This is a genomic window from Arthrobacter zhaoguopingii (genome assembly GCF_009828595.1).
In the GTDB taxonomy this organism is placed as follows: Bacteria; Actinomycetota; Actinomycetes; order Actinomycetales; family Micrococcaceae; genus Arthrobacter_D; species Arthrobacter_D zhaoguopingii.
Genome location: NZ_WPNY01000004.1, coordinates 22,925 through 47,727, shown reverse-complemented (window position 1 = coordinate 47,727; position 24,803 = coordinate 22,925). Strand labels below are relative to the sequence as shown.

Genomic DNA, 24,803 nt, shown 5'->3' with positions numbered 1-24,803 from the left:
TGGCGGGGCGGTCGTACCCTTAAGCCGTGAGTATTACAGTCCCCGCACCTTCCTCCGCCGACCCGTCGACAACCCCGGCGGGGGCGGCTTCCGTCGGCCCGCAGCGCACCTACGAGGTGCGCACCTTCGGATGCCAGATGAACGTCCACGACTCGGAGCGGATCTCGGGCCTCCTCGAGGGGGCAGGACTCACCCCGGCCACCGGCGGGCAGGCCGACGTCGTCGTCTTCAACACCTGCGCCGTCCGTGAGAATGCCGACAACAAGCTCTACGGAAACCTCGGCATGCTCGCCCCGGTCAAGGAGGCCAACCCGGGCATGCAGATCGCCGTCGGCGGCTGCCTGGCGCAGAAGGACCGCGAGACCATCCTCCGCAGGGCGCCCTGGGTCGACGCGGTCTTCGGCACCCACAACATCGGGGCGCTGCCGGCCCTGCTTGAACGCGCCCGGCACAACGACGAGGCCCAGCTCGAGATCCTCGAATCCCTCGACGTCTTCCCCTCGACCCTGCCCACCAAGCGGGACTCGGTGTACGCCGGATGGGTCTCCATCTCGGTCGGGTGCAACAACACCTGCACGTTCTGCATCGTGCCCTCCCTCCGCGGCAAGGAGCGCGACCGCCGGCCCGGAGAGATCCTCGCCGAAATCGAGGCCCTCGTGGCCGACGGCGCCATCGAAGTGACCCTGCTCGGCCAGAATGTGAACTCCTACGGGGTCGAATTCGGCGACCGGGGCGCCTTCGCGAAACTGCTCCGGGCCTGCGGCAGCATCGAAGGGCTTGAGCGGGTCCGTTTCACCAGCCCGCACCCGGCGGCGTTCACCGATGACGTCATCGACGCCATGGCCGAAACCCCCAATGTCATGCCGCAGCTCCACATGCCGCTGCAGTCCGGCTCCGACCGCATCCTCAAGGCGATGCGCCGCTCGTACCGGTCGGCGAAGTTCCTGGGCATCCTTGACCGCGTGCGCGAGCGGATGCCTTCCGCAGCAATCTCCACCGACATCATCGTCGGCTTCCCCGGCGAAACCGAGGAGGACTTCCAGGCCACCCTCGACGTCGTCGAGAAGTCCCGGTTCGCGACGGCCTTCACGTTCCAGTACTCGCGGCGCCCGGGCACCCCGGCAGCGGACCTCCCGGACCAGCTGCCCAAACACGTCGTGCAGGAACGCTTCGAACGCCTCACCGCCCTGCAGGACCGCATCGCCGAAGAGGAAAACGCCCGCCAGGTGGGCCGGTCCGTCGAGGTGATGGTGACGGCGAACCAGGGCCGGAAGGCCGGAGAGACCCACCGCCTGACCGGGCGCGCCCAGGACCAGCGGCTGGTGCACTTCAGCGTCCCCGCCGGCGCCGAGGTGCCCCGCCCCGGCGACCTGGTGACTGTGCCGGTGACCCACGCCGCGCCCTTCCACCTGCTGTCCGACCCCACCGCCGCCGAATACTCGGTGCGGCGCTCCCGTGCCGGGGACGCCTGGGACCGCAGCCAGGCCGACTCGTGCGGGGCGCCGGTCCCCGGTGGCGGGCCCGGCACTGCCGGTGCGGGGGTGTCCCTGGGCATGCCGTCGCTGCCCCCGCGACGCTCCGCCCCTTGATACCGCCCTTCGCGGGCACCGGGCCCGTAAGCGGACCCGGTGGAGCAGAACCCGGCACCGGAGGTCCCGCCGGGCCCGCCAGTGGAGCCGGGGTAGGGCAGGCCGTTCCACGCGCGCAGGCCCCCGGGCTGGAACAGGCTACCGGGGTGCATTCAGGGGACGCCCGGCCGCCCATCGTCGCGGTCGTCGGTCCCACCGGCACGGGCAAGTCCGACCTCGCGATCGCCCTCGCCGTTGAACTCGGCGGTGAGGTCATTAACGCCGACGCGCTCCAGTTCTACCGCGGCATGGACATCGGGACGGCCAAAGTGCCGTTCGAGGAACGGCGCGGCGTTCCGCACCACCTCCTCGACATCCTCGACATCCGCGAGGAGGCGAGCGTCGCCGCCTATCAGGCCGAGGCCCGGCGGGCCATCGACGCCGTCCGGGCCCGCGGCAGCGTCCCCGTGCTCGTCGGCGGGTCGGGACTCTACGTCCGCGCCGTCCTTGACCGGCTCGAATTCCCTGGTACCGATCCGGCCGTCCGGGAACGCATCGAGGCCGAACTCGCCGCCGGAGGGTCCGCCGCGCTCCGCGTCCGGCTCGCCGCGGTGGATCCGGTGTCGGCGGCCCGGATCGCCGATGACCGCCGGCTGGTCCGGGCACTGGAGGTGGCCGAGCTCACCGGACGCCCGTTCAGCTCCTTCATGCCCGACCGGCAGTACTACGCGCCGGCGGTCCAGATCGGGCTGGCGGTCGACCCGCAGGAACTCCAGGTCCGGCTCGCGGAGCGGGTGCACACGATGGTCCGGAGCGGCCTGCAGGAGGAGGTCCGGGCCCTCGACGCCCGGGGCCTTCGGGAGGGACGCACCGCCTCGCGGGCCCTCGGCTACTCCCAGTTCCTTTCGGTCCTTGACGGGACCCTTAGCGAAGCTGCCGCCATCGAGGACACCATCACCGCGACCCGGAAGTTCGCCAAGCGCCAGCGCACCTGGTTCCGGGGCGACCCCCGGGTGCAGTGGCTGCCCTGGCGGGCTCCGGACCTGATCCAGCGGGCCCTCCTCCTCGCCCGCGGCGCCGGGACACTATCCTAGAAGGGTGAGCACCGCACCCGCCCGGCAGGCCCCGACCGTATCGCCCCTTACCGGTGTGCCGTTCACCAAGGGCCATGGAACGGGCAACGACTTTCTCCTCCTCCTCGACCCCGAGGCGGCACTCGACCTCAGCGCCGACGCCGTCGCCGCGGCGTGCGACCGCCACCGTGGGGTCGGAGCCGACGGGCTGATCCGCGCCGTGCGCTCCGGGCAGCTTCCCGAGGGGCGTGAGCTGCTCGGCGGGAATCCGGAGGCCGAGTGGTTCATGGACTACCGCAACGCCGACGGATCCGTCTCCGAGATGTGCGGCAACGGTGTTCGGGTCTTCGTCCACTTCCTGGTCAGCAAGGGCCTGGTGAGCCTCGATCACGGGGCCGCGGTGTCCGTGGCGACGAGGGCCGGCATCAAGGTGGTCTCGCGGTCGGCCGACGGGTACTCGGTGGATATGGGCCCCTGGGAGTTCATCCATCCCGGTGAGGCTGCCGCCAGGGCTGTGGATTCGACGGTTGAGGCGGCGGGCCTCGGCGTCCCGAGGCCGGGCCTTTCGGTGAGCATGGGCAACCCGCACACGGTCGTCGCCCTTGCGGGGCTCGACGAGCTCGCCGCGCCACCGCTGATCGAGGCCCCGAAGGTCGAGCCGGTACCTCCGCACGGAACGAACGTCGAATTCGTCGTTCCCGCCGAGCCGCTCGTGGAGGACGGCGTCGGCAGGCTCACGATGAGGGTCCACGAACGCGGGGTGGGCGAGACCTTCTCCTGCGGCACCGGGGCGTGCGCCGCCGCCGTCGCCACCCGCTACTGGGCCGGGCCTGAGTCGCCCTCCCACTGGGCAGTCAGCGTCCCCGGCGGCGTGCTGGGGGTCGTCTTCCATATCGGCGCCGATGGACGCGAGCACGTCGACCTCAGCGGGCCCGCGGTGCTCGTGGCCGAGGGGACCCTGCTCGGGTCCTGAACGGGCTCTTTCCGCAACAGACGGGTCCGCGGTCTCCGGAACGCCCGCGCTGGTCAAGGCTCCGCCGGCTCGGGCGCCGTCAGTCCGCCGGACGGGTGATGGAAAGAATGCGAAAGGACTTCGCGGTGTCTGCCCGGCGCACGGTGAAGCCGGGGGGAAGGGCTTCGGCGAGCCAGCGCTGCAGGGAATCGGCGCCCAGGTTTTTCTGCACCACGAGCCAGGCCTCCCCGCCGGGAGCAAGCCGCGGCAGCCAGCGCAGCAGGAGCGCGTGGAGCTCCGCCTTGCCGATCCGGATGGGGGGATTCGACCAGATGGTGTCGAATTCGAGCGACGGGTCGACGTCGTCCGGCGTGCCAACAGAAACATTCGCCAGGCCGAGGCGGGCCGCATTGTCCCGGGTCAGGGCGATGCACCGCTCATTGACATCCACGGCGTACACCTGGGCGTCCGGGGCCTTCAGCGCAAGGGTCAGGGCCAGCGGACCCCACCCGCTGCCGACGTCGAGCAGGCGCGTGCCCCGCGGCTCGGGGACGGAGCCGAGAAGGATGGCGGTGCCCTTGTCGATTCCGTCGGGGCTGAACAGGCCCGATGATGTCACGAGGTCGCGCTGCTCGCCATTGAGGACAACCGACAGCGGCCGCCGGACGCCCGGGCCGGCGGGCTGGGGGCTGAAGTAGTGCTGGGATTCCATAAGCGTCAAGCCTAGTGCCCCGCCGGGCCGTCCACCGGGCGGAGGCCTGCCGGAGCCCGGTCCCCCGGAGACAGCCGGCCGGCCGGGGGCAAGTCCCGTTGCGCGGAGAGTGAATTCGCTGTGCTGGCGGTTTTCGTGCTACTAGCATTGAAGGACGCAATGACAAAGGAGAACATGACCACGAACCACGAAGGATCGACCGGAGCCGAGATGGGACCCGCGGAGATCCAGGCTGTCATCGACCGGATTCTCGCCCACGACGAGGCGGTCGAGTCCAAATCTTCGGCGGCAGCCAAGCCCCCGGCCGGCGACGGCCCGGCCGGCGGCGCCCCGGCGACGTGGCGCTCACGCGCACAGGCCCTCTCCGCCTCCGCACAGGAGCACTCGGAGTTCGACGGAGACCAGGAGGACCTTGCCGAGCGGCACGCCCTGCGCCGCGTGGCAGGTCTCTCGACCGAACTTGAAGACGTCACCGAGGTCGAATACCGGCAGCTGCGCCTCGAGCGCGTCGTCCTCGCCGGCCTGTGGAGCGACGGCACGGCGCAGGACGCCGAGAACTCGCTCCAGGAGCTCGCCGCCCTCGCTGAGACAGCCGGCTCGGAGGTGCTCGACGGCATGGTCCAGCGGCGCCTGAAGCCGGACCCTGCCACCTTCCTCGGCTCCGGCAAGGCCCAGGAGCTCAAGGCCGTGGTGGCGGCCCTCGGGGCCGACACCGTCATCGTCGACAGCGAGCTTTCCCCCTCCCAGCGCAGGGGCCTCGAGGACATCGTTAAGGTCAAGGTCATCGACCGGACCGCCCTGATCCTCGACATCTTCGCCCAGCATGCCCAGTCCCGCGAGGGCAAGGCCCAGGTGGAACTCGCCCAGCTCGAATACCTCCTGCCGCGGCTTCGTGGCTGGGGTGAATCGATGTCCCGGCAGGCCGGTGGCCAGGTCGGCAGCGCCGGCGCCGGAATGGGCTCCCGTGGTCCGGGTGAGACGAAGATCGAACTCGACCGCCGGAAGATCCGCACCCGCATGGCGAAGCTGCGCCGCGAGATCGCCGGCATGAAGCCGGCACGGGAGACCAAGCGCTCGAACCGGCGCCGCAACCAGGTGCCGTCGGTGGCCATCGCCGGCTACACCAATGCCGGGAAGTCATCGCTGCTGAACCGGCTCACCGACGCCGGTGTGCTGGTGGAGAACGCCCTGTTCGCCACCCTCGATCCGACGGTGCGCCGCGCCGAGACAACCGACGGCCTCGGGTACACCCTGGTGGACACCGTCGGCTTCGTCCGGTCGCTGCCCACCCAGCTCGTCGAGGCCTTCCGGTCAACCCTCGAGGAGGTGGCGGACGCCGACCTGATCCTGCACGTCGTGGACGCCTCCCACCCCGACCCCGAAGGGCAGATCGCCGCCGTGCGTACGGTCCTCGCCGAGGTCGACGCCCGGAAGATCCCCGAGATCATCGTGCTGAACAAGGCCGACGCCGCCGACCCGTTCGTCCTCGAACGCCTCCGGCAGCGGGAGCCGCGCCACGTCGTCGTGTCGGCCCGCACCGGCCAGGGCATCGATGAACTGCGCATGCAGATCAGCACTTCCATTCCGAGGCCCGGGGTGCGGATGTCCCTGCTCGTTCCCTACGACCACGGGGAGATCACCAGCCGGCTTCACGAGGAGGACGCGGAGATCCTCTCCCTGGACCACGCCGAAGAGGGAACCGTGCTCGAGGTGATGGTGAGGGAGGGCCTCGCGGCGGAACTCGAACCGTACCTGAGGCATGAGTAAAGGGCCCGAGCCCGACGCGCTGAACCTGCTGGATGCCGCCGTTGCGGCGATGGGCGGTGAAAGCCGCGCCGGTCAGCATGAGATGACGCGCCGGGTGAGCGAGGCCATCGACACCGGGGAGCACCTTCTCGTCCAGGCCGGTACCGGAACGGGAAAGTCGCTGGCCTACCTGCTGCCGCTGATCGCCCATGCCATGGAGAGCGGGAAGCCTTCTGTCGTGTCAACGGCGACCCTGGCCCTGCAGGCGCAGATCGTGGGCCGTGACCTGCCCCGGCTGCTGTCGGCGGTTCAGCCGCACCTTCCCCGGCCCGTCGACGTCGCCCTCCTCAAGGGGCGGTCGAACTACGTGTGCCTGCACAAGACGGCGGGGGGATTCCCGGAGGAGGACGCCCCCGACGCCCTGTTCAGCCTCGGCGAGGACGCCGTCCAGCACCCCGGCGCGGCACCGGCCGCGCCGGGCAGCGCGCTCGGCCGGGAGGTGGTGCGCCTCCGCGAATGGGCCGAAGACACCGAGACCGGTGACCGCGACGAACTGCTGCCGGGCGTCAGCGACCGCGCCTGGCGCCAGGTGTCGGTCAGCAGCCTCGAGTGCCTCGGCGCCCAGCGGTGCCCGGTGGCCAAGGAGTGCTTCAGCGAGCGTGCCCGCGAGGCCGCCGCGACCGCCGACATCGTCATCACGAACCACGCGATGCTCGCCATCAGCGCCTTCGAGGGCCTCGCCGTGCTCCCGGACTACGACGTCGTCGTCATCGACGAGGCCCACGAACTCCACGACCGGGTCACCGGAGCCGTCTCGGGCCAGCTCTCGGCGGCGATGGTCTCCGCGGCGGCAACCGCGGTGCGCCGCCACGCCTCGTTGCGCACCGACGCACTCGACTCCGCGGGCAAGGCCCTCGAGGAGGCCTGCGCGCTCCTGCCGTCGGGACTGATACCCGGACGGCTCCCCGAGGAGCTCGAATCTGCCCTGGAACAGGTGCGCGATGCCTCGCGTACCGCCCTGTCGGACACCAAGACCGACGGCAAGGCCGACGGCCCGGGGGACGCCGACGGCGGACGGCAGCAGGCGCGCGGACGGCTCGGCCTGGTCTTCGAGGTGGCCGAGCGGCTTCTCGCCGCCGGTGAGGCCGGCGAGGTGGTCTGGGCCTCCCGGCCCAGCACCTTCACCCCGGGTGCCGGCTACTCCATGGCCGACGAGAGCGCTCCGGCCATCCTGAACGTGGCACCGCTGTCCGTCGCGGGGCGCCTCCGCGAGGGATTGTTCGAAGATCACACGGTCGTCCTGACCTCGGCGACCCTTGCGATCGGCGCCGAGTTCGGCCCCGTCGCCGGTTCCCTCGGGCTGACCGGAGCGGGCGCGCCATCCTGGGCCGGGGTCGACGTCGGAAGTCCCTTCGACTACCCGCGCCAGGGGGTGCTGTATGTGGCCAAGGACCTCCCGAAGCCGGAACGGGGAACCTCCGAGGCGCAGCTGGCCGAGCTGGAGGCACTGCTGAAGGCCTCCGGCGGCGGAGCGCTCGGACTGTTTTCCTCGCGCCGGGCGGCGGAGGAAGCAGCCGAGGCGCTGCGGCCGCTCGTCGACTTCGAGATCCTGTGCCAGGGGGAGGCGTCGCTTCCCTCGCTCGTGCAGCAGTTCGCCGAGGAACCGGACACCTGCCTGTTCGGGACGATGTCCCTGTGGCAGGGAGTCGATGTGCCGGGGCAGTCATGCCGGCTCGTGGTGATCGACCGCATTCCCTTTCCCCGCCCCGACGATCCGCTGATGACTGCCCGCACCCGGGCGGTGGCGCGCGCCGGCGGGAACGGGTTCATGAGTGTGTCCGCCACGCACGCGGCCGTGCGGCTCGCCCAGGGGGCAGGGCGGCTGATCCGGGCCTCCGGCGACCGCGGCGTCGTCGCGGTCCTCGACTCGCGCCTTGCCACTGCGCGCTACGGGTCGTTCCTGCGCGCAGCCCTGCCGCCGTTCTGGCACACGACCGATCGAACGACAGTGCTGGGCATCCTCGAGCGGGTCGCCGCAGGGTAGGGCCCCGACGGAGGCACAAGGGGAGGCACAGAGGGGGAGGTACGGAGAAACCACTGGCTAGGCGGCTGCCCGGACCGCCCGGTTCCGGCCCTGCGACTTCGCGGCGTAGAGCGCGGCGTCGGCCGCGGCGATGACCGCCTCCAGCCCGCGGCCCGCTTCTCCGGCGTCGGCGATTCCGTAGCTGACGGTGGGCAGCGGGAATCCCTGCGCCGTCGGTGTTCCCTGCAGCGCACGGCTGATCTCCGCGCTGACCGCCTCGGCGCGCTCCCCATCGGCGCCGGTGAGCAGGATGATGAACTCCTCCCCGCCGTAGCGTCCCACGAGGTCGGTGGAGCGCACCGACCGCGAACACGCCTCGGCGAACGCCTGCAGCGCCGTGTCGCCCGCTGCATGGCCATAGGTGTCGTTGACCTGCTTGAAGCGGTCGAGGTCCGCAAGGATGAGCGCCCCCGGGATCCCGGCGGCGCTGAGGCGCTTCAGTTCTCGGTCCGCCCGGTCAAGGAAGGCTGAACGGTTGAGCAGCCCGGTCAGTCCGTCCCGTGCTGCCTTGTGCCGCAGGTCCCGGGTGACCTGGTCGTTGCTCAGGGCGGCCATGGTGAAGGAGACCACGACGAGGAGGGTCAGGGTGATCAGGGTGGTCACCGCCGACCCGAAGTAGGTGGTGAAGACGAACCCGTCGACTCCGTCAACGACAAACGCGATGCCGCGGCCAAGGTAGAAGAGCGAGAGGAACCCCGAGGCGACGGCGAGCGGCACCTGGGTGCGCACCCGGTGGGGCGCGGGCCGCCACACCTCGCGGGCGGCGAGGCCGAACAGCAGGGACATCATCGCCAGGAACACCGGTCCGCCGGACCAGGCGTTGACTGCGGGGTTGTCCGCGGCCGAGGCGAGAGCCGTGAGCAGGGGCGGGGCGGCGAGCTGCGCCACCCGCGGTCGCCCGCGGTGGAGCGAACGGGCCGCCGCCCAGACGGCCGCGGCGCCGGCCACGAGCAGGGTGTTCCCCAGCGGGTTGGCCCAGACCTGGTGGGAGGTGCCGTCGAGGAGGAAGGCCGCGGACCCGGCAAGGAACAGGCCGATCGCCGCGCACCACCAGGCACTGTAGGCCGACCGGGTGCGGCGGAAGGTCACAAGATAGAACAGCACGAGCTGGATGAGCGCGACAACGCCGAAGGCGACCCTCAGGGTAGAGGTATCAAGCGGCATCCGGCGGACCTTCCCTTCCGTGCGACATGCCGCCAGTATTGCACCGGGCGCCGACTATTGCGGCCGAGCCCCGCCTCCGGCGCGGCCGGCACGACCGGTCACCAGATCCACAACCGACGCGGTCGGCCCGGCGGCACGACGCCCACGACCGATATAGCGGGCCCGCCGACACCGCCAACCCTGGCGGCGGACCGGGAGCCTACAGGGCGCGCATCACCGAGACCACCTTGCCCATGATGCTCGCATGGTCGCCCAGAATCGGTTCGTACCGGGTGTTCTGCGGAAGCAACCAGGTGTGCCCGTCGCGCTGGCGGAAGGTCTTGACGGTGGCTTCGTCGTCGAGGAGCGCGGCGACGATCTCACCGTTCTGCGCGCTCTGCTGGCGCCGGACCACCACCCAGTCGCCGTCGCAGATGGCGGCGTCGATCATCGAGTCACCTGTTACCCGGAGCATGAACAGTTCGCCGTGGCCGACGAGCTGCCGCGGCAGGGGCATGACGTCCTCGACGACCTGGTCGGCCAGGATCGGACCACCTGCGGCAATCCGTCCGACCATTGGCACCATTGCGGTGTCCACAGCGCCGGAAAAGTCGGAGGCAGGGCCTGTCCCTGACCGGCCCTGCTCGGGTGCCGGGGCGTCCGCCAGGGTCAGCGGCAGCAGGATCTCCATGGCCCGCGGCCGCTTCGGGTCCCTGCGGATATATCCAAGCCGCTCCAGCTGGGACAGCTGGTGCGTGACACTCGAGAGGCTCGCGAGCCCCACCGTGTCCCCAATCTCGCGCATCGACGGGGGGTACCCGTTGGCGCCGATTGACCGTTGGATCGTCTCGAGGATCTTCATCTGCCGGGTGGTCAGACCCTTGGGGACGCTCCGGCCCCTTGGACGTCCGCGCATCGGCGTGCCGGTGGGAACTCCTGCGGCTGCCTCTCCCACCGGGACGGTCGGAACCGCCCGAGCCTCTTCCGCTGCCCGCTCTGCCACTGGTTTGTCCCTTCGCTGCGCCGCCACCTGCGCCGGACCCGTCGGCGGATCGTTTTGTCGGTGGCAGATGGTGTTGTCAGGTTGTCGCCGTCCGGTAGCGAAACCCCGGAGCCCGCGTCTTCCTCTGAACCCAACGGTAGGCGAGCGCGGAGGTGTTTTCAAACATATGTTCGAGCGAGTCTCGACAAAGATCGATAACAGATGCTAAGAATAAGCAGGACGAAATAGAAGACATGTTCGAATTCAATGTTCGAACGGGTTGAACTTATTCGAAACTCCAGAAGAGGTACACGTCATGACCGCAACGCCAGGCTCGCTCAGTGCCACCGCAGGTTCCGCCGTGGCGGGTGGTTTCCGGTCCCTTGGCCACACGGGCGACCGTCTTCCCAGTCAGCGGGATGCGGATCTGCCCCCACTGCGGCTGACGCGCCGCGGCCGGGTGCTGCTGGTCGGAGTGCCGCTGGTGCTGCTGGTGGCCGTCCTGGTGTTCCTTGCCGCCTCCACGACGGCGCCGGCCCGGGCCGGCAGCGACGCGGGCCAGCCGACCCAAACCATGGACGTCAATGTGGCACCGGGGGAGACCCTCTGGTCCCTTGCGGGCGAATTCGCCCCCGAGCGGGATCCGCGCGATGTGGTCTCGGAGATCGTCGAGCTCAATGGGCTGGGGTCATCGACGGTGCAGGCGGGCCAGGTCGTTGCGATTCCCGTCTCCCGGTAGCCTTCGCCCGCCTGTGGCGCCCGGTCGTCCCGCCTCAATTCCTCGCCCGGGCGGACTGTCGCTTAAGCTCGATGGGTGAGGAACCGCCTTGAGTCCCTGTCCCGCCTTCCGCTGCGTGAGAACCTTGTGGGGCTATCTCCCTACGGTGCACCGCAGATTGACGTACCGATCCTGCTCAACGTCAATGAGAACACCCATGGGGTGCCCGCCGAGGTTCACCGGGCCATCGTGGACGCGGTGCAGGCAGCAGCCCTGGGCCTGAACCGTTATCCCGACCGCGAATTCACCGAACTGCGCGCAAACCTGGCCCGCTATCTCGGCGGGGGAGTCACCGCCGATCACGTCTGGGCCGCCAACGGCTCCAACGAGGTGCTCCAGCAGATCCTGCAGGCCTTCGGGGGCCCGGGGCGCACCGCGATCGGCTTCCCACCCACCTATTCCATGTATCCGCTGCTGGCCAGCGCCACGGACACCCGCTATGTCACCGCCCCGCGGGACCCCTCGTTCCAGCTCGAGGCCGGCTATGTCGCCCGGGAGGTCGCCTCCTCGGGGGCCAACATCGTCTTCCTCTGCTCGCCGAACAACCCGACGGGGACGGCGCTGGGGCTCGACGTCGTTGAGGCCGCGTACGAGGCCGGCGCGGCGGCGCGGGCCATCATCATTGTCGACGAGGCCTACGCGGAGTTCTCCCACGCCGGAACACCCAGCGCAATCACCCTGCTTCCGGGCCGGGAGCGGCTCATCGTCTCGCGCACCATGAGCAAGGCCTTCGCGCTGGCCGGGGCCCGCCTGGGGTACCTCGCGGCGGCACCGGAGGTCGCCGACGCGCTCCGCCTGGTCCGCCTGCCGTACCACCTTTCGGCCATCACCCAGGCCGCCGCCAACGCCGCCTTGACCCACTCCGCGACCCTCCTGGCGAACGTCGAGGCGATCAAGGTCCAGCGCGACCGCATTGTCTCCGAGCTCACGGCGCTGGGCCTGAGCCCGGCCCCTTCCGATGCCAATTTCGTCCTGTTCGGCGGGCTGACGGACCCGCAGCGGGTCTGGCGAGGCCTGCTCGAGGCCGGGGTGCTGATCCGCGACGTCGGAATTCCCGGCCATCTGCGCGTGACGGCCGGTACCGAGAGCGAAACCACAGTGTTCCTTGAGTCACTGAAGCGCCTCCTTTGACCGGCGTCTCCTAGACTGGAGGGGAACGTGCGACGCCCCTCCACTTCCGGATGCAGGCAGCACCGACGCGAAGCCCCTAGCGAAGGACACCAATGACCGTGGAGATCTCCGCCGCCCGCACTGCGCGGATCGAGCGGACCACCAGCGAATCCAGCGTGTACCTCGAGGTCAATCTCGACGGCACGGGTACCTCGGATATCAGCACCTCCGTGCCGTTCTACGACCACATGCTCACGGCCCTCGCGAAGCATTCCCTGATCGACCTGACGGTGAAGGCCACGGGCGATACGCACATCGACGTCCACCACACCGTCGAAGACACAGCGATCGCCTTCGGGGAGGCCCTCCGCGAGGCGCTCGGCACGAAGGCCGGCATCCGGCGCTTCGGCGAGGCGACCGTTCCCCTCGACGAGGCCCTTGCCAATGCCGTGGTCGACATCTCCGGGCGCCCCTTCCTCGTTCATGGCGGCGAGCCGGCGGGCCAGGAGTACCACCTCATCGGAGGACACTTCACCGGATCGCTGACCCGCCACGTCTTCGAAGCCATCGCGCTGCACGCGGGAATCTGTCTGCACCTCAACGTGCTCGCCGGCCGCGATCCCCACCACATCGTCGAGGCGCAGTTCAAGGCCTTTGCGCGGGCCCTCCGAGCCGCCGTGGAGTCCGACCCTCGGGTCGAAGGCATCCCGTCGACGAAGGGGGCGTTGTGAGCGCGCCGAAGGTGACGGTGCTCGACTACGGGTCGGGCAACGTCCGCTCCGTGGTGCGGGCCCTTGAGCACGTCGGTGCCGAGGTCACCCTCAGCGCCAAGTCGCAGGACGTCCTCAACGCCGACGGGCTCGTGGTGCCCGGCGTGGGCGCCTTCGCGGCCGTCATGAAGGGACTGAAGGACGTCGATGCGCTGCGCCTGATCGGACGCCGTGTAGCCGGGGGCCGTCCCGTCCTTGGCATCTGCGTGGGCCTGCAGATCCTCTTCGACGAAGGGGTCGAGCACGGCGTGCGCACCGCCGGGATGGGGGAGTGGCCCGGCAAGGTGGAGCGACTCCAGGCCGACGTTGTGCCCCACATGGGATGGAACACGGTCAGTCCGCCCGAGGACTCGGTGCTGTTCAACGGCATCGAGGACGAGCGGTTCTACTTCGTCCACTCCTACGGAGTGCAGCACTGGGACTTCGACGTCAGCCAGCCCATGATGAAGCCGCCCCAGGTGACGTGGTCCGACCACGGCGGGCGGTTCGTCGCCGCCGTCGAGAACGGGCCGCTCTCGGCCACCCAGTTCCACCCGGAAAAATCAGGCGACGCCGGGGCCCAGCTGCTGCGCAACTGGACCGGCAGGCTGGGAAAATAATGATCAGCGTTCTCCTGATGGGGGTTGCCGGCCTGCTGATCGGCGGGGCGTTGTCTTTCCGCTCGCAGGGCTTCCCCAAGGCGCTGATCATCAGTTTCTGGATCCTCGCCGGCATGGCCCTGGTAGGGGCGTACCTCTTTACCCTTGACGCCTAGGCAAGCGCAGCACGCCCGCCCCGCACCAACGCCCGCCCCGCACCCCAACGTGCACCTCCGCCAGCTGTGCACCTCCACCAGCTGGGCACCCATTCCCGCGGCCCCTCCCGGCCACGTCGACCGAAAGAAGCGCATGAGCCCGTTCACCGACTCTCCCAACCTGGAACTCCTCCCCGCCGTGGACGTCGCCGACGGCCAGGCCGTCCGCCTCGTCCAGGGGGCCGCCGGCAGCGAAACCAGCTACGGCGACCCCGTCGACGCGGCGCTGGCCTGGCAGGAGGACGGCGCGGAGTGGGTCCACCTCGTCGACCTCGATGCCGCGTTCGGCCGCGGGTCGAACCGCCCGCTCCTCGAAAGGGTCGTCCGGAAGCTCGACATCAAGGTCGAGCTCTCCGGCGGGATCCGCGACGACGAATCACTCGACGCCGCCCTCTCCCTCGGGGCCACCCGGGTGAACCTGGGAACGGCAGCCCTCGAGAACCCCGAGTGGACCGCCAGCGCCATCGCCCGCTACGGCGACGCGATCGCCGTCGGCCTCGACGTCCGAGGCACCACCCTGGCCGCCCGGGGATGGACCCAGGAGGGCGGGGACCTGTGGGAAGTGCTGCAGCGGCTCGAGGACGCAGGATGCGCCCGTTACGTTGTCACCGACGTCACCAAGGACGGCACCCTGCAGGGGCCGAACCTCGAACTGCTGAAGCAGGTGATCGAGCGCACCAGCCGGCCCGTGGTGGCCTCCGGTGGCATCTCGAACCTCGATGACCTCGCGGCACTGCGCCAGCTGGTGCCCAGCGGCCTCGAAGGAGCGATCGTCGGCAAGGCCCTCTACGCCGGGGCGTTCACCCTTCCCCAGGCGCTGGACGTGGCCGGCCACCCGGCACCTCGGGAATGAGCAGGGAGCTCCCGGCGCACATCGCCGCCGCGCTGGCGGGAAACACCACGGACTCGGCGGGACGGCCCTGGGCCGGACGGGACCTCTCCGGTGACGGGAACCCCCTCCATAACTTCGACGACGACGACGGACAGGCCGACCCCGGCTACTCGTCCGCCGTCCGGGCCCTGATCGAGGGAGCCGGCGGCGAGGAGCAGGTGATCCAGGCGCTGGCATCGGCGCGGGTCTTCATCCCCATCGTGGCCCAGCTCGCCGCCGCCGGTGAGGGCCTCGATGGGGTCGAGGCCGACAAGGAAGCCGACATGGCCCTGGTGACCCTGCGTGCGCCCGACGGGCGGGCGGCGCTGCCGGTGTTCACCTCGGCGGACCGGCTCGCGGCCTGGCACTCCGACGCCCGTCCTGTGGCCGCCTACGCGGCGCGGGCGGCCCTGGCCGGTGTGGCGGAGAAGGCCGAACTGCTGGTCGTCGACCCGGGAGCCGACTTCACGTTCGTGGTGCGCCGTCCGGCGGTGTGGGCGCTGGCCCAGCAGGAGCCGTGGACGCCGTGCTACCGCGACCCCGGCCTCCGCGGGATCGTCGCGCCGATCACCGCCGGCGAGGAGGCAATCCTCGACGTCGTCCTCGAGCCAGGCTCCGGGGTGGCCGCCCGGACGGCTGGCGGTAGGCTGGTTTCCGGCGGCGGAGCCGGACCGGAACTGAAGATGAGTATCCGGCTGCAGCCCGGGCTCAGCCCCACCGCCGTCCGGGACCTTACCGAGCGCCTGCGCGCCTCGCTCCGGGCCCGCCGGGAGTTCGTCGAACGGGTCGACTCCCTGGAGATCCGAATAACCCGCTGACCGCGAAGGATCAGCAAGAGAGATGCTGCCGTGAACTTTGCCGTGTACCTGGAACTGCTGCGCATCGTTCCCGTCCGGAGGCTTTTGCTCGTGGGCATGGTCGCCCGGTTCCCCCACTCCGCCGCGGGGGTCCTTCTTACCCTTCACGTCGTCCAGACCCTCGACCGCGGCTACGCCGCCGCCGGGACCGTTGCCGCGCTGGTGACGATCGGCATCGCCGTCGGCGCGCCCTGGCGGGGCCGGCGGGTCGACAGCGTCGGCCTGCGCCGGGCGCTGATCCCCTCGGTCATCGCCGAGGCCGTCATCTGGTCGATCGCCCCGCGGCTGCCGTATGAGTGGCTCCTGCTCGCGGCACTGGTGGGCGGGCTGTTCACCCTCCCGGCCTTTTCCGTGGTGCGCCAATCCCTCGGCGTGCTGGTCGAGGGGCACTCCCGCCGCACGGCCTTCACCCTTGACGCCATCTCCACCGAGACGATCTTCATGGTGGGCCCGGCCGTTGGCATCGTGCTCGCGACCCAGGTGTCGACGGTGCTCGGCCTCACCCTGGTGGGTTTCGCCACCGCCGCGGCGGGCATCCTGCTGATGATCTACAACCCGCCCACCCGCACCGGGCAGCCCGGGGCGCTTCCCGCGCCAAGCGACGCGGAGGACTCGGCGATGGCCGTCGAATCCGTGGTGGCCGCCGCCCCCGCCCGGGTCAACGAGGCGTCGGCGGAACTGATGCCGCGCGCAGCGGTGCCGGTGCTGCGGCGGGTGGGCGGCCGGGTCGGTTCCCGGTTCGCCTGGGTCACCATCCCGCTGGCCGTCGTCATGGCCGTCGCCGCCGGGGCGGGCCTCGCCCTCTCCGGGACCGAGGTCGGCATCATCGCCACCCTGGAGCACACCGGCCGGGAGGAGCAGCTCGGACTGGTCTTCGCCGCCTGGTGCGCCGCCTCAATCGTCGGGGGACTGCTCTACGGCGCCCTGCACAAGCCGATCTCGCCCCTGGTGCTCCTGCTCGGCATGGGGGTGCTGACCATTCCGATGGCCTTCGCCACGGACACCCTTTCCCTGAGCCTGCTCTCCATCGCCCCTGGCCTGCTCTGCGCACCGGTACTCTCCGCCGCTTCCGAAAAGGTCGCCGACCTCGTACCGGAGAAGCGCAGGGGAGAGGCAATGGGCTGGTACGGCTCGGCTCTGACCTCCGGCGTCGCCGTCGGAGCTCCGCTCGCCGGGTTGCTGATCGACACGGCGGGACCGTGGGGAGGCTTCGCCGCCGTGGGCGGTGCCGCGGCGCTGATCGGCAGCGCAGGGCTCGCCGCCCAGCAGGTCCGGCGCCGCCGGGCTCCCGTCGCCTGAAATCCGTTCCCGCGCGCCCGTCGGAGAGCCGGTCGCGCATGCCGGGCGGTTGACCGCGGCCCTTAAGCGCAGCGGCGGCCGGCCCGTTGGAGGCCGGCCGCCGTCGGATCGGCGCCGAGTGGTTCCGCGGTGCTAGTTCACGGGGCCCGTGAACTTCTCGCCCGGACCCTTGCCCGGAGCATCGGGGATTACCGACGCCTCCCGGAAGGCCAGCTGCAGCGAGCGCAGGCCGTCGCGCAACGGGCCGGCATGTTGGCTGCCGATCTCCGGGGCGGCGGCCGTGACGAACCCGGCGAGGGCGGTGATCAGCTTCCGGGCTTCGTCGAGGTCTTTGAGCTCCTCCGCGTCGTCGCCAGCGGCCAGCCCGCACTTGACGGCGGCGGCGCTCATCAGGTGGACGGCCGAGGTGGTGATGACCTCCACGGCGGCCACCTCTGCGATGTCGCGCATGTGCTGCTGGACCGACTCCTCGGAGCCGTGCTCCGGGCCCGCCTCCTCCGCGAAGCTGCGGCGGGTCGGAGAGGGGTCGGAGGCGGAGGCCGGGGCCCCGTGCCCGGTTTCGGCGGGATTGCTGTTCGGAGTGCTCATACTGGTAAGCTTGTCACAGACCAACTGAACGTCGTTACTCCCAGCGCCCCCTGCGGGTATGGGAAATGACACGTTCAGGATGCAAGCGGAGTCCTCTCCCACCCGCGATTGCCTGGTGCTTCCTTGGGAAGTGCTTCAGGCAGCCGGGTCCAGGTCGGTGCAGCAGGCGCAACCGCGCCTGAGCACACGCCGGTATCTGCCGGACGTGTACGCACTGATACCCGAGGCCTTCGATTGCGCATGCGATTGGAGGCCTTCTCCATGTGCAGGCGGTCTCCCAGGTTTTCAACAATCAGGAGCTACACATTAGCGAGCCAAGAATCAATGATCGTATCCGCGTCTCCGAGGTGCGGTTGGTTGGGCCTGCCGGCGAACAGGTAGGAATTGTCCGTATCGAGGACGCACTTCGACTTGCCGCCGAGTCCGACCTGGATCTTGTTGAGGTTGCACCGCAGGCCAAGCCTCCGGTTGCGAAGCTGATGGATTTTGGCAAGTACAAGTACGAAGCCGCGGTCAAGGCGCGTGAGGCGCGGAAGAACCAGACCAACACGGTCCTCAAGGAAATCCGTTTCCGCCTGAAGATCGACACCCACGACTATGAGACCAAGCGCGGGCACGCCATCCGGTTCCTCGGCGCGGGCGACAAGGTCAAGGCCATGATCCAGTTCCGCGGCCGCGAACAGCAGCGCCCCGAGATGGGTATCCGGCTGCTGCAGCGCTTCGCCGAGGATGTCGCCGAGGTCGGCGTCGTCGAGTCCTCGCCGAGGATCGACGGTCGCAACATGGTCATGGTGATCGGCCCGGTCAAGAACAAGGCCGAGGCGAAGGCCGAAGCCCGCCGCGCGACGCAGCGTGCCGATGCCAAGGCTGCGAACGAGGCGGCCAAGTCCGGCACGCCCCGCGTCGATGTCTCCGGAACCAGCGGCGCGCCGCTGACGCAGACCCTCGCGGATCTGCTGCCCGAGGGCTACTCGATCACCGGCAGCCAGCCGGAGGAGGCAACCGCTCCCGCCGAGACCGCACCGGAAGCGCCCGAGCAGGCTGCTCCCGCCCAGGAGGCGGCCCCGGCCGTCGTCGAGCAGGCAGCGCCCGCCGCCGAGCCGGCCCCGGCCGCCGCCGAGCCGGCCAAGGCGCCTGCACCCCGGCAGGCACCCGCCAGGACCACTCGACCTGCAGCGGCTGCGTCAAAGCCCGCGGCCGCCCGGCCGGCAGCGGCGGCGTCCAAGCCCGCCGAGGCCAAGCCCGCCGCCGAGGCGGCTCCGGCAGCACCGGCGCCCGCGCCGAAGCCAATGGCGGCACCGAAGCCCGGTGGCGCTCCGAAGCCGATGGCGGTTCCCAAGCCCGCTGCCGCCCCCAAGCCCGCCGGAAGGACGGCTCCCTCGAAGAGCCCGTCGAGCCGGCCGAAGCCTGGAAGCTCCGAGTAGGAACTTCCCAGCTCTTGGAATCCCTCCGGGTGACCAAGTAAAACCGCAGGCGCTCCTGGGCGCCGTCCAACCGCTGACACCCGTCCGCGGCTAGCAGAAGGAGATCGGTCCCCATGCCGAAGATGAAGACCCACAGTGGCGCCAAGAAGCGCTTTAAGCTGACCGGCAGCGGCAAGCTGAAGCGCCAGCAGGCCAACCGCCGCCACTACCTCGAGCACAAGTCCTCGACGCTGACCCGCCGTCTGGCCAGCGACAAGATCGTCTCGAAGGCCGACACCAAGGTCATCAAGAAGATGCTGGGCGTCTAAGACCACACCAACCATTCCGTCTTCGGGCACCGCACAGCGGAGGGCACCGCGGCCAGCAGGCCGGACGGACGAACTACTGAAGGAGTACGCACGTGGCACGTGTGAAGCGGGCGGTAAACGCCCACAAAAAGCGTCGGGTTATTCTTGAGCGCGCCAAGGGCTACCGCGGGCAGCGTTCGCGCCTGTACCGCAAGGCCAAAGAGCAGCTGCTGCACTCGTTCGTGTACAGCTACGGTGACCGCCGCAAGCGCAAGGGCGACTTCCGCCGCCTGTGGATCCAGCGCATCAACGCTGCATCCCGCGCGAACGGCCTCACCTACAACCGCCTGATCCAGGGCCTGAAGGCTGCGGAGATCCAGGTGGACCGCCGCATGCTCGCCGACCTCGCCGTCACCGACGCCGCCGCGTTTGCCACGCTGGTATCGCTGGCCAAGGCCGCCCTGCCAGCCGACACCTCAGCCCCCGTCGTCGCGGAGGAGAAGGTCGTCAAGGCGCCCCGGGCCACCAAGGCCAAGGCCGCAGCGAAGGCCTAGGTCCGTTGCCGGCACCGCCGGCGGCAGCCTGAAATTTCATGAGCATATCCGGACGCCCCCAGGCACCAGCGATGACCAACCCCCGAGCCGATCGGGTGAGGGAGGTCGCGCGGCTTGCGGGGCGTCCGGCGCGTTTAAAGCGGGGACAGTTCCTGGCCGAAGGCCCCCAGTCGGTGCGCGAGGCGCTCCGGCTCCACGCGCTGCGCGGGGCCTCCGGCGGGCAGGAAGTCGTCACTGAACTCTTCGCCACCGGCGCCGCACTCGAACGCAACCCCGACGTCGCCGCGCTGGCCGACGGGCCGGGCCTGCCCACCGCGCGGCTGGTCACCGACGATGTCCTCGCCGAGATGTCCTCGACCGTCACCCCGCAGGGACTCATCGCGGTCTGCCGCTTCATCGACGTCTCCCTCGAAAGCGTCCTCGCGGCGCGTCCGAAGCTGCTCGCGGTGCTGGTCGAGGTCCGCGACCCGGGCAACGCCGGAACCATCCTGCGGGCGGCCGACTCCGCCGGAGCCGACGCCGTCATTCTGACCGCCTCGAGCGTCGACCTTTACAACCCGAAGGCGGTGCGCTCGACCGCCGGCTCGCTCTTCCACCTACCCGTGGTGCTGGGTGCCGACCGGGACGAACTCCTTGCAGCCCTGCGGGAGCACTCCCTGACCGTCCTTGCGGCGGACGGGTATGGCGACGTCGACCTGGACGCGCTCCAGGACGAATCCTCGGCACGCCGGCTCACCGGGTCCGGCACCGCCGCGGGGGACCGGGCCCGGCTCGAAGAGCCAACCGCCTGGCTCTTCGGCAACGAGGCCCAGGGCCTTCCGGCGGATCTGGTCGAGGCGGCCGGACACCGCGTGGCCGTGCCTATCTACGGGCAGGCCGAAAGCCTCAATGTCGGCACCGCGGCCACCGTCTGCCTCTACGCCTCGGCCCGCGCCCAGCGCCGGACACCGGCGAACTCCTCACCCGCCTGAGCGGCCCGCTTCCGGGCCGGGCCCTCGGGACTCAGCCGACCGGCTCGAGGGTGCGGGCCTTCGCCCGCGCGGACCGGGCGTCCATCCTGCCGCTGGACAGCGCCACAAGAAGCCCCACCACGGCCAGCCCCGCCCCGACGAGGGCAGGCGCCGTGAATCCCCAGCCGGCCGCGATGACCGCGCCGCCCACCGCCGCGCCCAGGGCGTTGGCGATATTGAGTGCGGCGTGGTTCAGCGATGAGGCCAGCGAGGGTGCACCGGGGGAGACATCGAGGAGCCGGGTCTGCAGCGACGGGATCAGGGAGGCGCCGCTGGCCCCGACCAGGAAGACGAACAGGAACGCCGTCGGTGGGAAGCGCATCGCCAGCGGGAACACCACGAGCACGACGACGATGACCGCCATGACCGCGTAAATGCTGCCCAGGACCGACCTGTCGGCGATCCGCCCGCCCACCACATTGCCGACCAGCATGCCGATGCCGTACAGGGCGACGACCAGGGGCAGGATGCCGGCGGGCAGGTCGGTGACCTCGGTGATGATGGGGGAGATGAACGAATAGACGGCGAAGAAGCCGCCGAAGCCCACCGTGCCGATCAGCAGGGTCATCCACATCTGCGGACGGCGAAGCGCGGAGAGCTCGCTGCGGATACTCGCATCGGGGTGCACCTCCTGCAGCGGAACAAACCGAAGGACCAGGAGGATCGTGGCGACACCGGTGACCGCGACCAGCAGGAACATGGTGCGCCAGCCGAACTGCTGGCCCAGCCAGGTGGCTAACGGGACCCCGATCACGTTGGCGATGCTGAGGCCGACCATCACCATCGAGATCGCCCAGGCACGCCGGGTCGGCTTGGCCAGGGAGGCGGCGATCACGGCGGCCACCCCGAAGTAGGCGCCGTGGGGCAGGCCCGAGAGGAACCGGGAGAGCAGCAGCATGCCGTAGTCGGCGGCCAGGAATGAGAAGAGGTTGCCGAGCGTGAACACAAGCATGAGCATCAGCGCCATGGTCCGCTGGCGCCTGCGGGCCCCAAGCGTTGCCAGCACCGGTGCGCCCACCACCACTCCGATGGCATAGGCGGAGATGACGTGGCCGCCCTGGCTGTAGCTCAGGCCGAGGTCGTCGACCATCTCCTGAAGCAGCCCCATAATGGCGAACTCGGTGGTTCCGATGGCGAAACCGCCGACGGCGAGGGCCGCGATGGCGAGGCCAAGCTGGCGGGGCGTGATGACGGCTGAGGGCCGGGAGGAAGACATAGACGACTTTCGGCGTGAAGTGGATGTCGACGCCGGAACTCCGGCGGGTGACGCCGTTGTCTTCCCCCACTGTAATGCGGGTGGGAGGAGCGCGCAGATCGGATGGGTCACAGCAGCGGCCGCTCCCCGGCGCGCGGGCACCGCCGCGCCGCCGCCGGTCCCTCTCCCCACCCTTTCTCCACTCCTCTTCCCGGTCCGCGCGGCGCGCCGCGCGGTTCTGGTGCAAAACCGCGCCGTCTGATTGGCTTAAGACATGAGTTGGCTCCACCCCAAAGACCAGTTGCCGGAGAGCGAACACCTCCGGGAGGACATCAGTCTCCCCGAGGCCGGGCACGGGTCCGCCGGGGAGTTCTCCGAGGAGGCATACACCTCGACCCAGCTCAATGCAGGGCAGTTCGTTCCCGGGCTGAGCCCGCACGGCGAATACCGGCATGAGCTCAACCCCGAGCACTTCGATGAGCCCGGCGACGGCCGGCTGGTCCACCCCGAGGAGAGCTGAGGGGCAGGACGGATCAGGGCGCTGGTTAGACTCGGCGCTGGTTAGACCGGGCGCTGGCTGGACCCGGCGCTGGCTAGACTCGAGGCGTGACCCTACGTGAAACCGCTCCTGCGCTCCGACAGATCGTCGGCGCCGCCATCGTGGACTCCCTCGCCCGCCCCACCGCCCTCCTCGTGGCCCGCCGCACGGCACCCGAGCAGTTCGCCGGCATGTGGGAATTCCCGGGCGGCAAGGTGGAGCCCGGCGAGAGCTGCACCGACGCCCTCCACCGCGAACTGAGAGAGGAACTCGGCGTCGACGTAAGCCTCGGCGCCGAGGTGGACGGACCACTTCCGGGAGGGTGGCCGCTGAATGCCACGGCAGTGATGCGGGTCTGGCTTGCCGAGGTGGCCGACGGCGACCCGCAGCCCCTCCAGGACCACGACGAACTGCGCTGGATCGACCTGGCCGACGCCCCGGCCCTGGCCGCGCTGCCCTGGATCCCGGCCGACCGGCCAATCGTCAGCGCGGTCCTGCAGCTGGCGGGCTCCTAGGGCGGCGCTCCTCGGGCGGCGTGCGGCCGGCGGCCCGCGCGGGTTAGAACAAGGTCGGCTCGGTCTGCGCCGGTGAGGTGCGGGCGCCGGGCCGGTTCCCGCCGCCGGGCGGCTGGGGCCGCGTGCCTCCCGAGGGTCCCTCACCGGATTTCTCCCGCCCGGTGCCGGTCGAGGTGCTCCGCATAAAGCCGGCTCCGGCCGGAAGTCCATGGCGCTTCCGGAAATAACGGACCCTTCCGGTGAGCCACTGTGTGTACTCCTTCGAGGCGTAGGAACCGCCCCCGTACAGCTCCCGGTACCGGGGGAGGAGGTGCCGGTGGGTCCGGGACAGCCAGTTCAGGAACCATTCCCGGGCACCCGGGCGCAGGTGAAGCGGTCCCGCCGTCACGCCCGTGGCTCCGGCCGCTGCCAGCGCCGCAAAGAGCCCATCGAGGGCTTCATCGGTGTCGGTGAGCCAGGGCAGGATCGGCATCGCCATCACCCCGCAGGGAAGGCCGGCGTCCCGAAGCCTGCGGATCAGCCCGAGGCGCGCCTTGGGTGCCGGCGTCCCCGGCTCCACGGCTTCGGCCAGGGCCGCATCCGTCAGGGCCAGGGAAATGCCCATCCCCACCGGTACGGAGCCGGCTGCGGCGGTCAACAGCGGAATGTCCCGGGCCAGGAGCGTGCCCTTGGTGAGGATTGAAAACGGCGTCCCGGAATCGGCAAGGGCGGTGATGATGCCGGGCATCAGGCGGTAGCGTCCCTCGGCCCGCTGGTAGGGGTCGGTATTGGTGCCCATCGCCACGTGCTCGTGCTTCCAGGAGGGCCGGGCGAGCTCCCTCCGCAGCACCTCCGGGGCGTTGGTCTTCACCACGAGCTGCGAATCGAAGTCCAGTCCCGAGTCGAGGTTGAGGTAGCTGTGGGTCTTGCGGGCGAAGCAGTAAACGCAGGCGTGGGAACAGCCGCGGTACGGGTTAATCGTCCAGGAGAACGGCATGCCGGAGCCGGCGTGCACCCGGTTCAGCACGGACTTGGCGACCACCTCGTGGAAGGTGATGCCGGCGAACTCGGGGGTCCGGACGGTGCGGACGAGCCCGGCCAGGGGCAGCAGCGGTTCGGCGCCGGTGACCGGCAGGGCGGGGTCGGTCTTCTGAGCATCCCAACGCATCCCTGAATTAGAACACATCTTCGAGAAAAAATCAGGATGGGCAGGCCGGGATGGCCTACGCTGGTTTCATGATCCTCCTCACCGGCTTCGAGCCTTTCGGCGGCGAGGCCGTCAATCCCTCGTGGACGGCGGCCCGCGGCGCCGCCGACCGGCTGGCGTCCGAGGGATACGAGGCCGCTGCGGTCGAACTGCCGTGTTCCTTCGCCGAGGCTCCCCTGGTACTCGCCGCCGCGCTGGAGCAGTTCCAGCCCCGGCTCGTGCTGTGCACGGGGCAGGCGGGAGGCCGGAGCGCCATCTCGCTGGAGCGCGTGGCGATCAACCTCGTCGATGCGCGCATCCCGGACAACCGGGGGGAGCAGCCCGTCGACCGCCCGGTGCGGGACGGGGGGCCGGCGGCGTACTTCACCTCCCTCCCGATCAAGGCGGCACTGGCACGGCTGACCGGGGCGGGGATTCCTGCGGAGGTTTCCCAAACGGCCGGCACCTATGTGTGCAACTTCCTCTTCTACGCCCTGATGGACCTGCTCGCCGCGCGGGAGAACATCGCCGGCGGGTTCATCCACGTGCCGTACTCGACCGGCCAGGGTGCCGTTCACGGCCAACCCGGCCTCGACGTCGGCCGAATGGCGACGGCGCTCGCCCTCATCGCCGTCACGGCGCTTGAAAACCCCGTCGACATCGAACTCCCTGCCGGCGCCGAACACTAGCCCGAAATTCTAGAGGCGGCCGGCTCCGGAGGACTTCCGCCGGGGGTGGCTGGATTCCGTCACGGCCGGTCTTGACCGCGGACGGCCGGCGAACGCGCCGT

Annotated in this window: 26 protein-coding genes; 20 read left to right on the top strand and 6 right to left on the bottom strand. The window is 70.2% G+C overall.

The window, feature by feature from the left end; genetic code table 11:
• The first annotated feature begins 26 nt into the window (after positions 1-26).
• The 3 genes from miaB to dapF all read left to right on the top strand — a co-directional run bounded on the left by miaB (position 27) and on the right by dapF (position 3,614).
• Entirely contained in the window at positions 27-1,589 is a 1,563-nt protein-coding gene (gene miaB, locus GVV86_RS06965) for a tRNA (N6-isopentenyl adenosine(37)-C2)-methylthiotransferase MiaB (protein WP_159802269.1), read from the top strand.
• 146 nt (positions 1,590-1,735) lie between these two features.
• Positions 1,736-2,662, top strand: coding sequence for a tRNA (adenosine(37)-N6)-dimethylallyltransferase MiaA (gene miaA, locus GVV86_RS06960; RefSeq protein WP_201291388.1), 927 nt, complete (start codon positions 1,736-1,738; stop codon positions 2,660-2,662).
• Positions 2,663-2,666: 4 nt separating this feature from the next.
• Positions 2,667-3,614, top strand: coding sequence for a diaminopimelate epimerase (gene dapF / locus GVV86_RS06955; protein WP_159616035.1), 948 nt, complete (start codon positions 2,667-2,669; stop codon positions 3,612-3,614).
• Between the two features lie 79 nt (positions 3,615-3,693).
• Here the strand turns inward: dapF and GVV86_RS06950 are convergent, their stop codons facing one another.
• Positions 3,694-4,305: a class I SAM-dependent methyltransferase gene (locus GVV86_RS06950; RefSeq protein WP_159802267.1), complete on the bottom strand. Its 612-nt coding sequence runs from the start codon at positions 4,303-4,305 to the stop codon at positions 3,694-3,696.
• Between the two features lie 159 nt (positions 4,306-4,464).
• Here GVV86_RS06950 and hflX point away from each other — a divergent pair, with 159 nt between their 5' ends.
• Positions 4,465-6,072: a GTPase HflX gene (gene hflX / locus GVV86_RS06945; protein ID WP_425513921.1), complete on the top strand. Its 1,608-nt coding sequence runs from the start codon at positions 4,465-4,467 to the stop codon at positions 6,070-6,072.
• A complete protein-coding gene (locus tag GVV86_RS06940; protein WP_159802265.1) occupies positions 6,065-8,095 on the top strand; it encodes an ATP-dependent DNA helicase in 2,031 nt (676 codons plus the stop codon). The genes hflX and GVV86_RS06940 overlap by 8 nt, the downstream gene beginning before the upstream one ends.
• 57 nt (positions 8,096-8,152) lie before the next feature.
• On the opposite strand, the gene GVV86_RS06935 is transcribed toward GVV86_RS06940, so the two are convergent.
• Positions 8,153-9,298, bottom strand: a complete 1,146-nt coding sequence (locus GVV86_RS06935; protein WP_159802263.1) for a GGDEF domain-containing protein — start codon at positions 9,296-9,298, stop codon at positions 8,153-8,155.
• A 199-nt stretch (positions 9,299-9,497) separates the two neighbouring features.
• Positions 9,498-10,193: a transcriptional repressor LexA gene (lexA, locus tag GVV86_RS06930; protein ID WP_159616207.1), complete on the bottom strand. Its 696-nt coding sequence runs from the start codon at positions 10,191-10,193 to the stop codon at positions 9,498-9,500.
• Positions 10,194-10,575: 382 nt separating this feature from the next.
• Here lexA and GVV86_RS06925 point away from each other — a divergent pair, with 382 nt between their 5' ends.
• The 8 genes from GVV86_RS06925 (at position 10,576) to GVV86_RS06895 (ending at position 16,737) form a co-directional block, all read left to right on the top strand.
• Entirely contained in the window at positions 10,576-10,998 is a 423-nt protein-coding gene (locus GVV86_RS06925) for a LysM peptidoglycan-binding domain-containing protein (RefSeq protein ID WP_159802261.1), read from the top strand.
• A gap of 75 nt (positions 10,999-11,073) precedes the next feature.
• Positions 11,074-12,168 carry a histidinol-phosphate transaminase gene (locus GVV86_RS06920; protein WP_159802259.1) on the top strand — a complete coding sequence of 365 codons (1,095 nt, stop codon included), beginning with the start codon at positions 11,074-11,076 and terminating at the stop codon, positions 12,166-12,168.
• A gap of 92 nt (positions 12,169-12,260) precedes the next feature.
• Positions 12,261-12,878 carry an imidazoleglycerol-phosphate dehydratase HisB gene (gene hisB / locus GVV86_RS06915; RefSeq protein ID WP_159616045.1) on the top strand — a complete coding sequence of 206 codons (618 nt, stop codon included), beginning with the start codon at positions 12,261-12,263 and terminating at the stop codon, positions 12,876-12,878.
• Positions 12,875-13,516, top strand: coding sequence for an imidazole glycerol phosphate synthase subunit HisH (gene hisH, locus GVV86_RS06910; RefSeq protein ID WP_159802257.1), 642 nt, complete (start codon positions 12,875-12,877; stop codon positions 13,514-13,516). The genes hisB and hisH overlap by 4 nt, the downstream gene beginning before the upstream one ends.
• Positions 13,516-13,671: a hypothetical protein gene (locus GVV86_RS18445; protein ID WP_201291387.1), complete on the top strand. Its 156-nt coding sequence runs from the start codon at positions 13,516-13,518 to the stop codon at positions 13,669-13,671. The genes hisH and GVV86_RS18445 overlap by 1 nt, the downstream gene beginning before the upstream one ends.
• Before the next feature lie 133 nt (positions 13,672-13,804).
• Positions 13,805-14,563 (top strand): bifunctional 1-(5-phosphoribosyl)-5-((5-phosphoribosylamino)methylideneamino)imidazole-4-carboxamide isomerase/phosphoribosylanthranilate isomerase PriA, encoded by a 759-nt coding sequence (priA, locus tag GVV86_RS06905; RefSeq protein WP_159616049.1) that lies wholly within the window; start codon positions 13,805-13,807, stop codon positions 14,561-14,563.
• Positions 14,560-15,399, top strand: coding sequence for an SseB family protein (locus tag GVV86_RS06900; RefSeq protein WP_159802255.1), 840 nt, complete (start codon positions 14,560-14,562; stop codon positions 15,397-15,399). The genes priA and GVV86_RS06900 overlap by 4 nt, the downstream gene beginning before the upstream one ends.
• Positions 15,400-15,429: 30 nt before the next feature.
• Positions 15,430-16,737, top strand: coding sequence for an MFS transporter (locus tag GVV86_RS06895; protein ID WP_159616053.1), 1,308 nt, complete (start codon positions 15,430-15,432; stop codon positions 16,735-16,737).
• A gap of 132 nt (positions 16,738-16,869) precedes the next feature.
• Here GVV86_RS06895 and GVV86_RS06890 read toward each other — a convergent pair whose 3' ends face one another.
• Complete coding sequence (locus GVV86_RS06890) at positions 16,870-17,325, bottom strand: DUF1844 domain-containing protein (RefSeq protein WP_159616055.1); 456 nt, start codon at positions 17,323-17,325, stop codon at positions 16,870-16,872.
• A 347-nt stretch (positions 17,326-17,672) separates the two neighbouring features.
• On the opposite strand from GVV86_RS06890, the gene infC reads away from it, so the two are divergent.
• From infC to GVV86_RS06870, 4 genes are all read left to right on the top strand, one after another.
• Positions 17,673-18,749: a translation initiation factor IF-3 gene (gene infC / locus GVV86_RS06885; RefSeq protein WP_246669899.1), complete on the top strand. Its 1,077-nt coding sequence runs from the start codon at positions 17,673-17,675 to the stop codon at positions 18,747-18,749.
• Positions 18,750-18,862: 113 nt separating this feature from the next.
• Complete coding sequence (rpmI, locus tag GVV86_RS06880) at positions 18,863-19,057, top strand: 50S ribosomal protein L35 (protein ID WP_120166546.1); 195 nt, start codon at positions 18,863-18,865, stop codon at positions 19,055-19,057.
• Between the two features lie 92 nt (positions 19,058-19,149).
• On the top strand, positions 19,150-19,590 hold the full coding sequence (gene rplT, locus GVV86_RS06875; RefSeq protein WP_120166544.1) for a 50S ribosomal protein L20: 441 nt from the start codon (positions 19,150-19,152) through the stop codon (positions 19,588-19,590).
• A 38-nt stretch (positions 19,591-19,628) separates the two neighbouring features.
• Positions 19,629-20,561, top strand: coding sequence for a TrmH family RNA methyltransferase (locus GVV86_RS06870; protein WP_159802253.1), 933 nt, complete (start codon positions 19,629-19,631; stop codon positions 20,559-20,561).
• Positions 20,562-20,592: 31 nt separating this feature from the next.
• On the opposite strand, the gene GVV86_RS06865 is transcribed toward GVV86_RS06870, so the two are convergent.
• A complete protein-coding gene (locus tag GVV86_RS06865; RefSeq protein WP_159616059.1) occupies positions 20,593-21,816 on the bottom strand; it encodes an MFS transporter in 1,224 nt (407 codons plus the stop codon).
• Between the two features lie 253 nt (positions 21,817-22,069).
• On the opposite strand from GVV86_RS06865, the gene GVV86_RS06860 reads away from it, so the two are divergent.
• Together GVV86_RS06860 and GVV86_RS06855 are read left to right on the top strand one after the other, a co-directional pair.
• On the top strand, positions 22,070-22,315 hold the full coding sequence (locus GVV86_RS06860; RefSeq protein WP_159616061.1) for a hypothetical protein: 246 nt from the start codon (positions 22,070-22,072) through the stop codon (positions 22,313-22,315).
• Positions 22,316-22,401: 86 nt separating this feature from the next.
• Positions 22,402-22,848 (top strand): (deoxy)nucleoside triphosphate pyrophosphohydrolase, encoded by a 447-nt coding sequence (locus GVV86_RS06855; RefSeq protein WP_159802251.1) that lies wholly within the window; start codon positions 22,402-22,404, stop codon positions 22,846-22,848.
• A 43-nt stretch (positions 22,849-22,891) separates the two neighbouring features.
• Here the strand turns inward: GVV86_RS06855 and GVV86_RS06850 are convergent, their stop codons facing one another.
• The gene (locus GVV86_RS06850) at positions 22,892-23,995 is read right to left on the bottom strand and encodes an Rv2578c family radical SAM protein (RefSeq protein ID WP_159802249.1); all 1,104 of its coding nucleotides are present in this window, start codon (positions 23,993-23,995) and stop codon (positions 22,892-22,894) included.
• A 68-nt stretch (positions 23,996-24,063) separates the two neighbouring features.
• Here GVV86_RS06850 and pcp point away from each other — a divergent pair, with 68 nt between their 5' ends.
• Positions 24,064-24,702, top strand: coding sequence for a pyroglutamyl-peptidase I (gene pcp, locus GVV86_RS06845; protein WP_159802247.1), 639 nt, complete (start codon positions 24,064-24,066; stop codon positions 24,700-24,702).
• Positions 24,703-24,803: the final 101 nt, after the last annotated feature.

Coding starts and splice junctions, on each gene's coding strand:
- hflX (WP_425513921.1), top strand. CDS start 4,465: ATGACAAAGGAGAACATGACCACGAACCACGAAGGATCGACCGGAGCC.
- GVV86_RS06860 (WP_159616061.1), top strand. CDS start 22,070: ATGAGTTGGCTCCACCCCAAAGACCAGTTGCCGGAGAGCGAACACCTC.
- lexA (WP_159616207.1), bottom strand. CDS start 10,193: ATGCGCGGACGTCCAAGGGGCCGGAGCGTCCCCAAGGGTCTGACCACC.
- GVV86_RS06940 (WP_159802265.1), top strand. CDS start 6,065: ATGAGTAAAGGGCCCGAGCCCGACGCGCTGAACCTGCTGGATGCCGCC.
- GVV86_RS06890 (WP_159616055.1), bottom strand. CDS start 17,325: ATGAGCACTCCGAACAGCAATCCCGCCGAAACCGGGCACGGGGCCCCG.
- GVV86_RS06900 (WP_159802255.1), top strand. CDS start 14,560: ATGAGCAGGGAGCTCCCGGCGCACATCGCCGCCGCGCTGGCGGGAAAC.
- GVV86_RS06865 (WP_159616059.1), bottom strand. CDS start 21,816: ATGTCTTCCTCCCGGCCCTCAGCCGTCATCACGCCCCGCCAGCTTGGC.
- GVV86_RS06950 (WP_159802267.1), bottom strand. CDS start 4,305: ATGGAATCCCAGCACTACTTCAGCCCCCAGCCCGCCGGCCCGGGCGTC.
- hisB (WP_159616045.1), top strand. CDS start 12,261: ATGACCGTGGAGATCTCCGCCGCCCGCACTGCGCGGATCGAGCGGACC.
- rpmI (WP_120166546.1), top strand. CDS start 18,863: ATGCCGAAGATGAAGACCCACAGTGGCGCCAAGAAGCGCTTTAAGCTG.
- GVV86_RS06925 (WP_159802261.1), top strand. CDS start 10,576: ATGACCGCAACGCCAGGCTCGCTCAGTGCCACCGCAGGTTCCGCCGTG.
- GVV86_RS06850 (WP_159802249.1), bottom strand. CDS start 23,995: ATGCGTTGGGATGCTCAGAAGACCGACCCCGCCCTGCCGGTCACCGGC.
- GVV86_RS06870 (WP_159802253.1), top strand. CDS start 19,629: ATGAGCATATCCGGACGCCCCCAGGCACCAGCGATGACCAACCCCCGA.
- GVV86_RS18445 (WP_201291387.1), top strand. CDS start 13,516: ATGATCAGCGTTCTCCTGATGGGGGTTGCCGGCCTGCTGATCGGCGGG.
- pcp (WP_159802247.1), top strand. CDS start 24,064: ATGATCCTCCTCACCGGCTTCGAGCCTTTCGGCGGCGAGGCCGTCAAT.
- priA (WP_159616049.1), top strand. CDS start 13,805: ATGAGCCCGTTCACCGACTCTCCCAACCTGGAACTCCTCCCCGCCGTG.
- GVV86_RS06935 (WP_159802263.1), bottom strand. CDS start 9,298: ATGCCGCTTGATACCTCTACCCTGAGGGTCGCCTTCGGCGTTGTCGCG.